Origin of the sequence: Methylobacterium sp. J-001, from assembly GCF_022829565.1 — a bacterium.
Classification (GTDB): domain Bacteria; phylum Pseudomonadota; class Alphaproteobacteria; order Rhizobiales; family Beijerinckiaceae; genus Methylobacterium.
This window is the reverse complement of record NZ_JAKSYN010000137.1, coordinates 31,712-47,412: the sequence shown is the minus strand read 5'-3', so window position 1 is coordinate 47,412 and position 15,701 is coordinate 31,712. Positions and strand designations below refer to the sequence as shown.

Annotated in this window: 13 protein-coding genes; 5 read left to right on the top strand and 8 right to left on the bottom strand. The window is 68.3% G+C overall.

The features are described 5' to 3' along the window. Positions 1 to 292 precede the first annotated feature (292 nt). The 7 genes from MKK65_RS17385 to MKK65_RS17355 form a co-directional block, all read right to left on the bottom strand. Entirely contained in the window at positions 293 to 1,432 is a 1,140-nt protein-coding gene (locus MKK65_RS17385; RefSeq protein ID WP_243959276.1) for an amidohydrolase/deacetylase family metallohydrolase, read from the bottom strand. Positions 1,433 to 1,452: 20 nt separating this feature from the next. After that, positions 1,453 to 2,457 (bottom strand): ABC transporter ATP-binding protein, encoded by a 1,005-nt coding sequence (locus tag MKK65_RS17380; protein ID WP_243959274.1) that lies wholly within the window; start codon positions 2,455 to 2,457, stop codon positions 1,453 to 1,455. 105 nt (positions 2,458 to 2,562) lie between these two features. Continuing rightward, positions 2,563 to 3,576 carry an ABC transporter ATP-binding protein gene (locus MKK65_RS17375; RefSeq protein WP_243959273.1) on the bottom strand — a complete coding sequence of 338 codons (1,014 nt, stop codon included), beginning with the start codon at positions 3,574 to 3,576 and terminating at the stop codon, positions 2,563 to 2,565. Further along, on the bottom strand, positions 3,573 to 4,547 hold the full coding sequence (locus MKK65_RS17370; protein ID WP_409565445.1) for an ABC transporter permease: 975 nt from the start codon (positions 4,545 to 4,547) through the stop codon (positions 3,573 to 3,575). Before MKK65_RS17370 ends, MKK65_RS17375 begins: the two co-directional genes overlap by 4 nt. Next, positions 4,544 to 5,485 carry an ABC transporter permease gene (locus MKK65_RS17365; protein WP_243959271.1) on the bottom strand — a complete coding sequence of 314 codons (942 nt, stop codon included), beginning with the start codon at positions 5,483 to 5,485 and terminating at the stop codon, positions 4,544 to 4,546. The genes MKK65_RS17370 and MKK65_RS17365 overlap by 4 nt, the downstream gene beginning before the upstream one ends. A 264-nt stretch (positions 5,486 to 5,749) precedes the next feature. Further along, the gene (locus MKK65_RS17360) at positions 5,750 to 7,336 is read right to left on the bottom strand and encodes an ABC transporter substrate-binding protein (protein WP_243959269.1); all 1,587 of its coding nucleotides are present in this window, start codon (positions 7,334 to 7,336) and stop codon (positions 5,750 to 5,752) included. 482 nt (positions 7,337 to 7,818) lie between these two features. Continuing rightward, positions 7,819 to 9,096 carry a polyhydroxyalkanoate depolymerase gene (locus tag MKK65_RS17355; protein ID WP_279596801.1) on the bottom strand — a complete coding sequence of 426 codons (1,278 nt, stop codon included), beginning with the start codon at positions 9,094 to 9,096 and terminating at the stop codon, positions 7,819 to 7,821. A 291-nt stretch (positions 9,097 to 9,387) separates the two neighbouring features. Here MKK65_RS17355 and MKK65_RS17350 point away from each other — a divergent pair, with 291 nt between their 5' ends. From MKK65_RS17350 to purQ, 5 genes are all read left to right on the top strand, one after another. After that, a complete protein-coding gene (locus MKK65_RS17350) occupies positions 9,388 to 10,773 on the top strand; it encodes an ActS/PrrB/RegB family redox-sensitive histidine kinase (protein ID WP_243959267.1) in 1,386 nt (461 codons plus the stop codon). 58 nt (positions 10,774 to 10,831) lie between these two features. Then, entirely contained in the window at positions 10,832 to 11,431 is a 600-nt protein-coding gene (locus MKK65_RS17345) for an ActR/PrrA/RegA family redox response regulator transcription factor (RefSeq protein WP_243947596.1), read from the top strand. 119 nt (positions 11,432 to 11,550) lie between these two features. Next, entirely contained in the window at positions 11,551 to 11,784 is a 234-nt protein-coding gene (locus tag MKK65_RS17340; protein ID WP_243959265.1) for a hypothetical protein, read from the top strand. Positions 11,785 to 11,914: 130 nt separating this feature from the next. Continuing rightward, positions 11,915 to 12,154: a phosphoribosylformylglycinamidine synthase subunit PurS gene (purS, locus tag MKK65_RS17335; RefSeq protein WP_243959263.1), complete on the top strand. Its 240-nt coding sequence runs from the start codon at positions 11,915 to 11,917 to the stop codon at positions 12,152 to 12,154. Further along, positions 12,154 to 12,834, top strand: a complete 681-nt coding sequence (purQ, locus tag MKK65_RS17330) for a phosphoribosylformylglycinamidine synthase subunit PurQ (protein ID WP_243959261.1) — start codon at positions 12,154 to 12,156, stop codon at positions 12,832 to 12,834. The genes purS and purQ overlap by 1 nt, the downstream gene beginning before the upstream one ends. 359 nt (positions 12,835 to 13,193) lie before the next feature. Here the strand turns inward: purQ and MKK65_RS17325 are convergent, their stop codons facing one another. Further along, on the bottom strand, positions 13,194 to 15,617 hold the full coding sequence (locus MKK65_RS17325) for a penicillin-binding protein 1A (protein WP_058190770.1): 2,424 nt from the start codon (positions 15,615 to 15,617) through the stop codon (positions 13,194 to 13,196). Between the last annotated feature and the right edge of the window lie 84 nt (positions 15,618 to 15,701).

Sequence of the window (15,701 nt, the reverse complement as noted above, 5' to 3'; positions counted from 1 at the left end):
TCCAGGCCTCACGTGAAAGTGTAGGGTCGGCGAGGAGAGACTGTAAAGCGGCGTATTCTTGATAAACTCGGATTGCTGTCCGGATTGAGACGATGATTTCGTCATCCTGGGCTGCCGCGCAGGTTCGGGAATATCCTACAAGGCTGTTCCCGGCGGTCAGCCGAAGGGGCGTATTTCGTACGCCTCCCGGCCGAAGCGCGCGTTCGATGGTCCCGCACCGTCATCGCCAGCGCAGCGAAGCAACCCAGGGCAGCGCGTGACCCCTCCGAAGGGAAACCTCACCCTCCCCATCTTACACCGGGTGCCACCAATGGCCCCGCAGCACCACGCCCTCGGAAATGATCCGCTGGGCGCCGGTCATGTGCTCGCCCCTTGTGTCCAAGTAGTCGAACGCGCCGTCCCGGACCGACAGCACGGTGGCGTCGCCGAGCGCGCCGACCTTCAGGGTGCCGTATTCCATGCGCTTCAGCGCCACCGCGGCATTGACCGTGGAGGCGGCGATGACCTCGTGCAGGCCCATGCCGAGGCAGAGCATCTTGGACATGGTCGTGACCTGGTCGAAGGCCGGGCCGTCGATGCAGAGCTGGTGCACGTCGGACGAGATCGTGTCCGGCAAAAAGCCGCCCGCCAGCATGGCCCGGGCGGTCTTGAACGCGAACGAGCCCTTGCCGTGGCCGATATCGAACAGCACGCCCCGGGCCCGGGCCTCGCGCAAAGCCGGCTTGACCGCCCCCTGCGCGGTCACGGGCGCGTTCGGGAACGGCCGAAAAGCGTGGGTCAGCACATCGCCGGGGCGCAGCATGGCGAGCACCTCCTCGTAGCTCGGCGGCGGCTCGTCGATATGGGCCATCAGCGGCAGGCCGGTCTCTTCCGCGACCTGGAGGGCGATGTTGAGCGGCGCGGTACCCTGGTCCCCGGAGGAATTGCGCCCGACCCGGACCTTGATGCCGACGATCACGTCCCGGTTGGCCTCGGCCACCTCCACGGCCTCGCGCGGCGCCATCAGCCGCGGATCCTGGCTCTCCCCGACCATGATCGTCTTCGAGAAGGCGAAGATGCCAGCGAACGACACGTGGAGATAGGCGAGGATGCGCGCCTCCGAGCGGTCGATCACGTGCTTGCGAAAGCCGGCAAAGTTGCCCGGCCCGGCGCTGCCGGTATCGACCGAGGTGGTCACCCCGGAGGTGCGGCAGAAATCGTCGGCGTCGATGCCGATCGAGGTGCCGCCCCAGTAGACATGGGTGTGCAGGTCGATCAGCCCCGGGGTGACGATGGCCCCGGCCATCTCCCGCACCTGCGTGCCCGGACCCACAACCAGGTCGCGGCCGAAGCCGGAGACACGGCCCTCCGCGAAGGCGACATCGCAAAGCCCATCGTGGTTCTGCGACGGGTCGATCACCCGGGCACCCTTGAGGATGAGATCGTGCTGCACGGCTGTCTCCGGTAGGGGCGTCAGGCCGCGACCGCCGGCGCGGCCGCATCATTGAGGTGGCAGGCGGCAAGATGGCCGGTGCCCACGGTGTCGAGGCGGGGCTCCTCGACCCGGCAGCGGTCGAAGGCCTGCGGACAGCGGGTGTGGAAGCGGCAGCCGCTGGGCGGGTTGATCGGGCTCGGCACGTCGCCCTTGAGCACGATGCGGGTGCGCCCGGCCCCGGGCTCCGGGATCGGCACCGCCGAGAGCAGCGCCTGGGTGTAGGGGTGCTTGGGGGCCAGGAACAGCTCCCGGCGGGGGCCGATCTCGACGATCTTGCCGAGATACATCACCGCCACCCGGTGGGTCATGTGCTCGACGATGGCGAGGTCGTGCGAGATGAACAGCATGGCGAGGTCGAGCTCGCGCTGCAGGTCGCGCAGCAGGTTGACGATCTGAGCCTTCACCGACACGTCCAGCGCCGAGACCGCCTCGTCGCAGATGATCAGGTCCGGCTCGGCGGCGAGCGCCCGGGCGATGCCGATGCGCTGGCGCTGACCGCCGGAGAATTCGTGGGGCCAGCGCCCCAGCGCCTCCCGAGGCAGGCCGACCCGCTCCATCAGGGCGGCGAGCTTCGCCTCGAGGTCGGCCGAGCCCTTGGCCAGCCCGAAATTGCGGATCGGCTCGGCCAGGATCGCCCGCACCCGCATCCGCGGGTTGAGCGACGAGAACGGGTCCTGGAACACCATCTGCATCCGCCGCCGCAGGGGCCGCAAAGTGCCGGCCGAGAGATCGTCGATGCGCCTGCCAGCCAGCACCACCTGCCCGGCGGTGGGGGCGTAGAGGCGCATCAGCGCCTTGGCGACCGTGGACTTGCCGCAGCCGGATTCCCCGACCAGCGACAGGGTCTCGCCCCGGTCCACCGTGAAGGACAGGCCGTCCACCGCCTTGAGCATCCGGGTCGATCGGCCGAACAGGCCGCCGCCGAGCGGGAAGTGTTTTTTCAGGTCGTTGACCTGCAGGAGGGTGCGGGCGGTCGTGGTCACGGGCGGGTCTCCGTGACGAGACGAGAAAAGGCGCGCGCAGCGCGTCCCCTCCCCCCTCTGCGGGGGAGGGAAGACGCGCCGCGCGTTGCGCCAAGTCACAAAAAATCATGCCGCGAGGGCGTCCTTCGGCGCGTAGTGGCAGGCGGCGAGGTGGGCGGGGGCCTTCGGCTCGAGGGCCGGGGCGTAGCTGCGGCACAGGTCGGTCACGTCCGGGCAGCGGCCGGCGAAGACGCAGCCCTCGATCCGCTGCTTCAGGCTCGGGACCATGCCGGGGATCTCGGCGAGGCGCTCGGTGGCGCCGTGCTCGACCGCGCCGAGCTTCGGCACCGCCCCCATCAGGCCGCGGGTGTAGGGATGGCGCGGCGCCCGGAACAGGTCGCGGACCGAGGCCTCCTCGACCTTTCGGCCGGCATACATCACCACCACCCGGTCGGCGACCTCGGCGACCACGCCGAGGTCGTGGGTGATCAGCATGATCGCGGCGCCGACCCGGCGCTTCAGGTCACGCATCAGGTCGAGGATCTGGGCCTGGATGGTCACGTCGAGCGCCGTGGTCGGCTCGTCGGCGATGAGGAGCTTGGGCGAGCAGGCGAGCGCGATGGCGATCATCACCCGCTGGCGCATGCCGCCCGAGAGTTGGTGCGGGTATTCCCGCACCCGGCGCCCGGGCTCGGGGATGCCGACCAGCGTCAGCATCTCCACCGCCCGCGCCTCGGCCTCGCGCCGGCTCAGGCCCTGGTGCAGCCGCAGGGTCTCGCCGATCTGGTGGCCGACGGTCAGAACCGGGTTCAGGCTGGTCATCGGCTCCTGAAAGATGACGCTGATGTCGTTGCCGCGGATCTTGCGCATCGCCTTCATGGGCAGGTCGAGGAGATTCTGCCCCTCGAACCGGATGGCGCCGGCGATGGCGGCCGGCGGCTCGGGCAAGAGCCGTAGAATCGACATCGCGGTCACCGACTTGCCGCAGCCGGATTCGCCGACGATCGCCAGGGTCTCGCCGGCCTGGATCGCGAAGGATACGCCGTCCACCGCCCGGTTGGCCCCGTCGGGGGTGCGGAAATGGACCTGCAGGTTCTCGATGGAGAGGAGGGGTACGCCGCTCACGCCGGGGGTCCTCATGCGTCTTTGGCCATGCGGGGGTCGAGGGCGTCGCGCAGGCCGTCGCCGACGAGGTTCACCGCGAGCACCGTCATGGACAGGAAGATCGCCGGGAACAGGATGATGTAGAACTTGACCTGCCAGAGGGCCCGGCCCTCGGCCATGATGTTGCCCCAGGAGGGCGTCGAGGGCGGCACGCCCGCGCCGATGAACGACAGGATCGCCTCGGTGATCATCGCGGAGGCGCAGATATAGGTCGCCTGCACGGTCATGGGCGCCAGGGTATTGGGCAGGATGTGTCGCCAGATGATCGCCGGCATGCGCGTGCCCGTAGTCACGGCGGCCTCGACATAGGGCTGCTCGCGCAGAGACAGCACGACGCCCCGGACCAGCCGGGCGACCCGGGGAATCTCCGCGATGGTGATCGCCACGATCACGTTCTGGACCGAGCCGCGGGTCAGCGCCATCAGGGTGATGGCCAGCAGGATCGGCGGGATCGACATCATCCCGTCGACGATCCGCATGACGATGCCGTCGAGCCAGCGCACCATCCCCGAGATCAGCCCGACCGCGAGCCCTGCCACCGAGGCGAGGAGCGCCACCGAGAAGCCGACCAGCAGCGAGACGCGGGCGCCGTAGACCACGCGGGAATAGATGTCCCGGCCGAGCATGTCGGTGCCGAACCAGTATTGGGCCGAAGGCACGCGGGTGCGCTTGGCCGGGGCGAGCGCGGTGGGATCGACGGTGCCGAGATAGGGCGCGAGCAGAGCCATCAGGAACACGATCAGCAGCAGGATCCCGCCGACCACGATGGTCGGGTTGCGGCGGACGTAGCCCCAGACCGGCCCCCGCCGTTTGCGCGCCGGGATCACGTCCGGCATCGGCGTTGCGACGGCGAGGCCCGCTGGGGGCGACCCCTTATGCGGCGCGTCCTGGGGCGACGGGTCCCTGGCGCGGGACGGACCGGAGAGTGGCGCGACGGTCGCGGTCAATAGCGGATCCTCGGGTCGAGCACGGTGTAGAACAGGTCGATGGCGAGGTTCACCAGCACGTAGACGAAGCTGAACAGCAGGACGACGCCCTGGATGACCGGGTAATCACGGCGCAGGATCGCATCGACGGTGAGACGACCGAGGCCCGGGATGGCAAACACCGTCTCGGTGACCACGGCGCCGCCGATGAGCAGCGCGATGCCGATGCCGATCACGGTGACGATCGGCACCGCGGCGTTCTTGAGGGCGTGGATGAACAGCACCGGTCCCTGCGCCAGGCCCTTGGCCCGGGCGGTGCGGACGTAATCCTGCTGCAGCACGTCCAGCATGGTCGCCCGCGTCACCCGGGCGATCAGCGCGATGTAGACGAGGCCGAGCGTCACCGCCGGCAGGATCAGGTTCGCGAACCACGGCCACAGGCCCTGCTCGATCGGCGTGTAGCCCTGCACCGGCAGCCAGCCGAGCTCGAGGGCGAACACGTAGGCGAGCACGTAACCGACCACGAACACCGGGACGGAGAAGCCCATCACGGCGATCCCCATGACCAGGCGGTCGATCAGGCTGCCGGCCTTCCAGGCCGCCACGACGCCCAGCGGCACCGCCACCACGATGGCCAGGATCAGGGTTACGAGCATCAGCGACACGGTCGGCTGAATCCGCTGGCCGATCATCGTGGTGACCGGCAGGTTGGTGAAGATCGAGGTGCCGAGATCCCCGTGGAGGATCTGCCAGGACCACTCGCCGAACCGCACCAGGAACGGCCGGTCGAGGCCGAGCGAGGCACGGATGCGCGCCACGTCATCCGGCGTCGCCTGATCGCCCGCGATGATCGCGGCCGGATCGCCGGGGGCGAAGTAGAGGAGGCTGAAGACGAACAAGCCGACCACCGCCATCACCGGGATGGTGGCCAGGATGCGCCTGCCGATATAGCCGAGCATGGGTCCTCCGCTATGGCGTGGGCTGAGTGTTGCGGAGGGCGCGACGCAGTCCCCTCCCCCCTTTGCGGGGGAGGGTGGCCCCCGAAGGGGATCGGGAGAGGGGAGCGACGGCGCAGAACGAAGTGGCGGCTTTCATGAAGGCTGCGCCCTTCCCGACAGCCGGGTTCCCCTCCCCCGACCCCCGCTGACGCAGGGGCCACCCTCCCCCGAAGAGGGGGGAGGGAGCGCGCGGCACGGGTGCCGACATGACAACCACCCGCCCCATCACGCCTTCGACACGCCCCAGGTGAACGGGATCGGCCCCTTCACGATGCCCGAGACGTTTTTGCGCCAGGCCTGGTAGCCGAGGAAGAACCCGGTCGGGACGTAGACCACGCCCTCGCAGGCGGCGGCGTTGACCTTGTCGATGGCGGCCTTTTCCGCGGCCGGGTCGGCGGCGTCGAACCACTCGGCGATGGCCGCCTCCACGGGGGGTATGTTCGGCCAGCCGAACCAGGCCTTGTCGCCGCCGGCCCGCACCGCGGGGTAGCCCGCCGGGTTGATGGCGTCGGCGCCAGCATGCCAGGTGTGGAACATGTTCCAGCCGCCCTGGCTCGGCGGCGCCTTGGAGGCCCGTCGGGTGCCGGTGGTGCCCCAGTCGGTGGCGACGAAATCGACGTTGAAGCCCATCTGCTTCAGCAGGTCGGCGGTGATGTCGCCCTGCGCCTTGGTGATCCCCTGGTCCTGCGCCACGACGCAGACCACCGGCTCGCCCTTGTAGCCGGCTTCCTTGAGCAGCTTCTGGCCGAGCTTGATGTCGCCGGTGCCGACACGGCTTCCCCCCGCCTCGGTGTAGAGGGGTGTGCCTGGCGTAAAGAAGCCCGGCAGCTTCTTCCACAGGCTGTCGTCGTCTCCGACGATCGCCCGCATGTAATCCTCCTGGCTCATGGCGGTGAGCACGGCTTGGCGGATCTTCGGGTTGTCGAAGGGCGGATACAGGTGGTTCATTCGGAACGACCCGATATTGCCCAACGGGTCGGCGATATCGACGTTGAGGTTGGCGTTCTTGCGCAGGAGCGGCACGAGGTCGGAGATCGGGTTCTCCCACCAATCGACCTCGCCGTTCTGCAACGCCGCCGAAGCGGTGGCGGCATCCGGCATGATCACCCACTCGACCCGGTCGACCAGGATGTGCTTACCGCCCGCCAGCCAGGAATTCGGCTCCTCGCGGGGCTTGTAGCCGGCGAACTTCTGGAACACGGCGCGGGCGCCCGGCACCCATTCGTTACGCACGAAGGTCATCGGCCCGGAGCCGACATACTCGGTGATCTGCGTGAACGGATCGGTCTTGGCGATCCGCTCCGGCATGATCAGGGCCATCGGGGCGTTGGTCTTGCCGAGCGCGTAGAGAAGCTTCGGGAACGACTTCTTCAGGCGCCAGCGGAAGGTCCGGTCATCGACGGCGGCAAGGTCGTCCTGGATCCCGCGGATCATCAGGCCGATCGGATCGCGGGCCATCCAGCGGGTCAGGCTCGCCACGACATCCTTGGCAAGCACCGGCTCGCCGTCGTGGAATGTTTGGCCGGGCCGCAGCCGGAAGGTCCAGGTCAGCTGGTCGCCCGAGACCTCCTCGGACTCGACCATCTGGCGCTGCGGCTTCAGCTGCGCGTCGACCCCGTAGAGCATGTCCCAGACGAGGGTGCCGGCATTGCGCACCACGTATTGCGTGCCCCAGATCGGATCGAAATTGGCGAGGTTCGCCTGGGGCACGAAGCGCAGCACCTTGGCGCCCTGCGCCACTGCCGGCATCGCGACCTGCGGGGCGGCGAGCCCGAGTGCGGCCGAGCCCTTGAGGAACGTCCTGCGGTCCATCGTGATCTCCCTGGCCGGCGGGATCTCGATCCCGGCTACCGGCCCGCATCTCGGATGCGTCTGTGACTCGGTCGACGGAAGGCTCCGGCCGTGTATCGGGCCGGAGCGGGCTGGATTTTCACGCGATCTGCAGCATGCGCCAGTTCCCCGCTATCGCAAGACGGTTCTAGGGAGTTGAATTCTAGTTATCCGCATCCTGTCCGCGTGCGACATCATCCGGCCGGATGCCGGCCGGCAGGGGATACGGAGGGGCGACAGGAGATCGGCGGTCATCGTGCTCACGGACACGGCCACGCAAGCCTCGCGCCACCGGGAGCGGAAGAGAATTCAAAATGCAACGCGGCCGCCCGGCCGGGCGCGGCGGATTGCAGGTCGAGACGCAGAGTTCCGAAGGGCATGCAGCCCTTCGGTTGAAGCCCAGGCACTAGGGTTCAACCCTGTCCCGGCGATAGGCCTCGGACCTGTCGAAACCAGGACGTTCGTCAGCCCACTTGGCGCAAGTGCGAGCCTTGCACGCTGGAATCAGCCTGCTGGGCACGGATAAAGGCGGCGATCCGCGGAGCGATCACCGTGCGATAGCGGGAGCCGTTGAACACGCCGTAATGCCCGACGCCCGCCTGGAGATGATAGGCCTTGCGGGACTCAGGCAGGTTCGGCGTCAGGTCGAGGGCGGCCTTGGTCTGGCCGACCCCGGAGATGTCGTCGTTCTCGCCTTCGACGGCCAGGATGGCGCAGAGGCGGATGGCCCCCAGATCGACCGGGGTACCGCGGTGGCGCATCCGGCCCTTGGGCAGATCATGATCGACGAAGACGGTCTGCACGGTCTGGAGGTAGTATTCCGCGGTGAGGTCCATCACCGCCAGGTACTCGTCGTAGAACTCCCGGTGCTTCTCGGCCGAGTCGCCGTCGCCCTTCACCAGATGGTCGAACATGTCCGAATGGGCGGTGACGTGGCGGTCGAGGTTCATCGCCATGAAGCCCGAGAGCTGCAGGAAGCCGGGATAGACCCGGCGCCAGACGCCTGGGTAAATCGGCGGCACGAGGCTGATCGTGTTGCGCTCGAACCAGGTCTGGCCGCGCTCCTGCGCGAGGCAGTTCACCGCGGTGGGCGAGCGGCGGGTGTCGATCGGGCCGCCCATCAGGGTCATCGAGGCCGGCACCGCCGGATCACCCTTGGCCTCCAAAAGCGCCACCGCGGCCAGCACTGGCACAGCCGGCTGGCACACGGCCATGATGTGCAGATCCGGCCCGAGGACGGCGAAGATTTCCTGCAGATAGTCGATATAGCTGTCGAGATCGAAGCGCCCCTCCGCCAGGGGCACCATCCGGGCATCAGTCCAGTCGGTGACGTAGACCCGGTGGTTGGGCAGCATCGCCTCCACGGTGCCGCGCAAGAGCGTCGCGTAGTGCCCCGACATCGGCGCAACGATGAGCAGCTTCGGCTGCGGCTCGGCCGGGGGCGTGATGAAGGCGCGCTCGAACGCGACCAGGCGGCAGAACGGCCGCTCCCAGACCACGCGCTCGCTGACCGGGACCGCCGTCCCGTCGACGACCGTCTCGGTGAAGCCGAAGGCGGGCTTGCCATAGCGGCGGGTCGCCCGCTCGAACATCTCGCAGCCGGCACTGATCGCCCGAGCGTAGGGCCCGTAGGCGAGCGGATTGCCGGGCATCTGCAGGGCGTGGCGGGTGAGATCCGCGGCGAGCCGGGCGGGCGCCATCAGGGCACGCGCACCTTCGAACATCCCATAAGCCAGAAGCATCGCACCCTCGCGGTCTCGGATGCCGTCCGGGGCCGACCGAGACCGGTCCGCCACGGGACGGCACGCCACCCGGGCGGCCGACATCCGACCTGCACGCGGAGCCTTTTGCAACCTGGCTCGTCGGATAAGGTTCCACCCTGAACGATCGCGGAACATCCCCTGCCCCGAGCGACTTGCTCGTGACACGCCGTGGGCACAACGGATCCGGCCCTTCGCCCGGACGCTGCGCTGCGGCCTCCGTCGAAACATCCTGCGCCGGCGAGGCCTCACCGGCGCTTCATCAATGCCTGCATGCCCGACAGCAACCTCCACGGCCTCGTCCGCAACTCGCGCCATCTGCGGCTCGACACCTTCGTCCGCCTGCGCTGGCTCGCCATCACCGGCCAGAGCGCCGCCGTGGTCGGGGCGCAGTTCGGCCTCGGCTTGGCGCTGCCCTTCGGCTGGTGCTTCCTGGTGATCGCCACCTCATCCTGGCTGAACCTCGCGCTGCGGATCCGCTTCCCGGCGAGCTACCGGCTAAGCGACGATTCCGCGGCCCTGCTGCTTGCCTTCGACATCGTGCAGCTCGCCGCCCTCCTGTTCCTCACAGGCGGCCTTCAGAATCCGTTCTCGCTACTCTTCCTCGCCCCCGTGCTGATCTCCGCCACCGCGCTGCCGCCCGAGAGGACCCTGGCGCTCGGCCTGCTGGCCGTGGGACTGGCGACCCTGCTTGCCCTGGTGCACCGGCCGCTCCCCTGGTTCTCGGACGGGCGGATCGAATTGCCGTTCCTCTACGTCTCCGGAGTCTGGACCGCGATCCTGCTCGGGACCGCGTTCACCGGCGTCTACGCCTGGCGGGTCGCCGAGGAGACGCGGCTCCTCGCCCAGGCGTTGGCGGCCACCGAGCTGGTGCTGGCGCGCGAGCAGCACCTGTCTCAGCTCGACGGTCTCGCGGCGGCGGCTGCCCACGAATTAGGCACGCCGCTCGGGACCATCATGGTGGTGACCAAGGAGCTGATCCGCCAGCTCGGGCCGAGCGCATCGCCGGCGGTGGCAGAGGATCTGAACCTGCTGCGCGAGCAGGTCGACCGCTGCCGCGGCATCCTCGGCAAGCTCACCTCCCTCGACGGCGACGGCGTCGGCTTCCTGGAAACGGTCACGTTCAGCCATCTGGTCGAAGAGCTTGTGGCACCCCAGCGCGCCCTCGGCGCGGTCCTGGACATTTCCAGCCTGGGTGACGGCCCGGAGCCCGCCTGCCGCCGCAACCCCGGGGTGATGTTCGGGCTGGCCAACATTCTCGACAACGCCGTCGACTTCGCCGATTCGCGTGTCGCCGTGGAGGGGCGCTGGACCCAGGAGCGCGTCTGGATCGAGATTCGCGACGACGGGCCAGGCTTCTCCAGCGAGGTCCTGCTGCGGGCCGGTGAGCCCTACGTAACCACCCGCAGTGCCGATCGCTCGCAGACCGGCGGGACCGTGGGTGCCGGTCTCGGCCTCGGCCTGTTCATCGCCAAGACCCTGATCGAGCGCTCGGGCGCCCAGATCGCGCTGATGAACGTCTCGGCGCCGGAGGCTCACGGAGCGATCGTGCGCGTGTCCTGGGCCCGCCACATCTTCGAGCGGGGGGCAGCCCCGCGCCATTCGCCGGAACTCAATATCCACACGCCCCTGCCCCCGGGCGATGTCGTCCCTATATGAGGATCAGACCAAGAACTGACTTAGTAATTCCCTTACGAAAACCTGAAAGGAGCGCCGGATGCTGACGCAGCCCGGGACCACGGCAGCGATCGATCCCGCCGTGATCAACGAAGCCGATCCGCTCGCCGCCTTCACCGACCGCAGCTTGCTGATCGTGGATGACGACAAGCCCTTCTCGACGCGGCTCGCCCGCGCCATGGAAAGCCGTGGCTACCACGTTCAGGTGGCAGACAGTGTCGCCGACGGAGTCTCGGCGGTCGAAGCCCGGCCGCCCGCCTTCGCGGTGATCGACATGCGGCTCGGCGACGGCAACGGCCTCGACGTGATCGCCCGCCTGAAGGAGCGCCGCCCCGAGGCGCGGGGCGTGATCCTGACCGGCTACGGCAACATCGCGACCGCCGTCACGGCGGTGAAGCTCGGCGCCTTCGACTATCTCGCCAAGCCCGCCGACGCGGACGAGATCCACGGTACGCTGATGGCGCAGCCTGGCGAGCGGGCCGATCCGCCGGAGAACCCGATGTCGGCGGACCGGGTCCGCTGGGAGCACATTCAGCGGGTCTACGAGCTGTGCAGCCGCAACGTCAGTGAGACCGCCCGGCGCCTCAACATGCACCGGCGGACGCTGCAGCGGATCCTGGCCAAGCGCGCGCCGCGCTGAGGCGCAAAGCCACTGATCCCGGGTCCCGCGGTTGCATCCCCCCTCTCCGGTGGGCTAGCTGCGCGGGTCCCGGGCTTACCACGTCCGGGGCCTCGCAATCGACCGGGGGGACGAGTCTCGTGAACGGGCGCAACGCCATCACCATCGTGAGCATGATGGTCCTCGTCGGCACCGAGGTGTTCGCCGTGGCCATCGCCGCCGGCTGGGCCCTGGCCGGCCTGTTCGATCTGGGCGACCGGGTGGGCCACGTTCTGATGGGTGTCTTCAGCCTGTTCGCTGTCTGGATCATGCTCCAGCTCTGGCGCCGGGCGACCAGCATCGAGCCGATCCGGACGCAAGCCACGCCGCGCTAGCCGGGCCGCCTGTCCGAGACGGCGTTCGACAGGCCGGCAGCCTTCCTGCTAGGAACGCGCGACGGCCGCCGGTGTGACGACGCCGCGTGTCGCCCCCTCGTTTCCGGCTACGCGTGAGACCTGAAGATCCATGAAAGCCCGTATCATCGTCACCCTGAAGACCGGTGTGCTGGACCCGCAGGGTAAGGCGATCGAGGCCGCGCTCCGGTCCCTCGGCATCGAAGGCGTCGACAGCGTCCGCCAGGGCAAGGTGTTCGATCTCGAAGTCTCGGCCGCCGACGGCCCATCGGCCGAGTCCACCCTGCGGACGGCCTGCGAGAAGCTGCTCGCCAACACCGTCGTCGAGAACTACGCGATCGAGATCCTCTGATGCACGCTGCGGTCGTCGTCTTTCCGGGTTCGAATCGCGAGAGCGATGTCGCCCGGGCTCTGCGCCGCTCGGGGGCGCGGGTCAGCATGGTCTGGCACGCGGATCAGGACTTGCCGGCCGGCACCGACCTCGCCGTCCTGCCGGGCGGCTTCTCCTACGGCGACTACCTGCGCTGCGGCGCCATCGCCGGGCGCGCGGCTGCCATGGATGCGGTGCGGGCGCATGCGGCCCGGGGCGGTCTCGTACTGGGCATCTGCAACGGCTTCCAGATCCTGTGCGAATCCGGCCTTCTGCCGGGCGTCCTGATGCGCAACGTCAACCGCCGCTTCATCTGCCACCGGCAGACGCTTCGGGTCGAACGCACTGACACGCGTTTCACCAGCGCCTACACCCAGGGACAGGTCATCGACGTCTGCGTCGCGCACGGCGAGGGCAACTACTTCGCTGATCCCGAGACGCTGGCACGGATCGAGGGCGAGGGCCGCGTGGCCTTCCGGTATTGCGACGCCACCGGGACCATCACGGTCGAGGCCAACCGCAACGGCTCCCTCAACGCCATCGCGGGGGTCTATTCGGAGGGCGGCAACGTCCTCGGGATGATGCCGCACCCGGAGAACTTCGTGGAAGGCCTGATCGGCGGCACCGACGGCCGAGGACTCTTCGACAGTCTCGCCGCATGAGTTTTGGTTTGAAAACTGATTTTTAATCAGCCGTTAACGCTCATGATGCATAGAAAGGCATCCAGAGATCTGGATATCGAGTTGGACGGTTCCGTCCGCTCTGTTTGATGCCTCCCTGACGACTCGCGAAGCCGCCCCCAACCGGGCGGCTTTTTTCTGTCTTTGGGCGTTTAGCAGCCGCCCCATCACCCGCCTTGTCATCCCGGGGCCGCGGAGCGGAACCCGGGATCCATAACCGCCGACAGATCAAAACCTTCCACCGTCGGCGGATCTGGACTGTCGCCTCTAGCGGCCCCTTCGGGTCCGGGTTCGCCTGCGGCGCCCCGGAATAACACGATGGTTTATCCCGCGGCGCTTCCTCAGTAGAGCCCGCCGGCCTGCGCAGCCCGGTCTGGGTCCGCCGGGACCGCCGCGGGGGCGGCGCTCTGGCTGGAGGCCGGGGCGACGTAGGAATCGGGCGGCGCGGTACCTGGCTTGAACGCTTCCAGGATCGTGCCGGCACCTTCCCCCGATCCGGCCCGAGTGCCGGAGGCGAGGTTCACACGGATCAGCTTGATCCCGGGCGGCACCCGGAACGGTGTCGGCGGCTTGTCCTTGAGAGCCGTCTTCAGGAATTCGAGGGCGATGGGCGCCGCCAAGCCGCCCCCGGTGGCACGGTCGCCGAGCGAGCGCGGCTTGTCGAAGCCGATATAAATCCCGACCGCGAGATCCGGCGAGAAGCCGACGAACCACGCATCCTTGGCGTCGTTGGTGGTGCCGGTCTTGCCGGCCAGCGGCTTGCCGATCTGCTTCAGCAACGTCGCGGTGCCGCGCTGGACGACGCCCTCCATGATCGACACCATCTGGTAGGCGGTGAGCGGGTCGAGCACCTGCTCGGAATCGTCCACCAGCTTCGGCTCATCCTGGCCGGACCACTTTTCCGCGTCGCAGCCGATGCACTTGCGATTGTCGTGCCGATAGATCGTCTCGCCGATGCGATCCTGGATGCGGTCGATCAGGGTCGGCCGGATGCGGCGTCCGCCATTGGCGAGCATCGAGTAGGCCGTCACCATGCGCATGACCGTGGTCTCGCCGGCACCGAGGGACATCGGCAGCACCGGCAGCAGGTCGTCGTAGACGCCGAAGCGGCGGGCGTATTCGGCGATGAGCGGCATGCCGACATCCTTGGCCAGCCGGACCGTCATCAGGTTCTTCGAATGCTCGATCCCATACCGCAGGGTGTGCGGGCCGCCGGACTTGCCGTCGTAGTTCGAGGGCGTCCAGGCTTCCTGGCCCGGGCCGGCCTCGATGGTGATCGGCGTGTCCTGCACGATCGACGACGGCGTGTAACCGTTGTCGAGCGCCGCCGAGTAGACGATCGGCTTGAACGACGAGCCGGGCTGGCGCATCGCCTGGGTGGCGCGGTTGAACTCGGATTCGTCGTACGAGAAGCCGCCCACCATCGCGTGGACGCGGCCTGTGTTCGGGTCCATCGCCACGATGGCGCCGGAGACCTCGGGCTTCTGGCGCAGGCGGAACTGGCCACGGCCGCCCTCCATTGCCTCGACATAGACCATGTCGCCGGGCTGGAGGTTCGGCCGGCCTGCCCAGCGCATGCCGTCCGGGGGGATCACGCCGGTCTCACGGTCCTTGCCGACCTGGCCCGACGCCTCGCGCCGGGGTTGGAGGCCGACCTGCACGCCACCGCCGCCATTGCCCAGCACCACGGCGAGCCGCCAGGGCGCCACGTCGCCGAGCGCCGGAACCTCGGCCGCCGCCATGCCCCAGTCGCGCCCGGTCAGGTCGACCTTGGTGACCGCGCCGCGCCAGCCATGGGCCTGGTCGTAGCGCACGAGGCCGTCGACCAGAGCCTTGCGGGCCCAGCCCTGCATCTTCGGATCCAGCGTCGAGCGCACCGAGAGGCCGCCCTCGTAGAGCTTCTTCTCGCCGTAGCGCTCGGAGATCTCGCGGCGGACCTCCTCGGTGAAGTAGTTGGCGTTGGCGGCGTTCGGGAAGGCCACCCGGGGGTTGACCCCGAGCGGCATCTTCTTGGCGGCATCCGCCTCGTCCTTGGTGATGTAGCCGTTTTCCGCCATCAGGCGGATGATCTCGTTGCGGCGGTCCAAAGCCGCCTGGGTCTTGCGGTAAGGGTGGTAGTTGTTCGGCCCCTTGGGCAGCGCGGCGAGATACGCGGCCTCGTTGATGGTCAGCTCGTGGACCGATTTTCCAAAGTAATCCAGCGCGGCCGCCGCCACGCCGTGCAGGTTCCGGCCGGGAACGATCGTCCCCAAAAAAATCTCGTTGAGGTAGAGTTCGAGAATCTTGTCCTTCGAATAGGCCGCCTCGATGCGCAGGGCCACGAGCGCCTCCTTGATCTTGCGATCATAGGTCTGCTCGGAGGACAGCAAAAAGTTCTTGGCGACCTGCTGGGTGATGGTCGAGGCGCCCTGGCGCTTACCCGACTTGGCATTGGTCAGGAAGGCGCGCACGATCCCCTCGGGATCGATGCCGCCGTGCTTGTAGAAATTCTTGTCCTCGGCCGACAGGAAGGCTGCGACCACGATCTTCGGCATCGCCTGGATCGGCAGGTACAGCCGCCGCTCGCGGGCATATTCGGCCAGCAGCGAGCCGTCCGACGCGTGGATGCGGGTCATCACCGGCGGCTCGTAATTGGCGAGCGCGGCGTGATCGGGCAGGTCCTGGCTGTACTTCCAGTAGAAGTAGCCGCCGGCCGCGGCGCCGACCACGAACAGCACCGCGCCGGCGCTGAACAGGATCCCGAAGAAACGAAGGATCAGACGCATCCGGTGTTCCGCTCGTCGCTGGCCCGGCCGCATGCCGGGTTCGGCTCATCCGGCACGGGCGTCCGTATTCGACGCGGTCGGCTC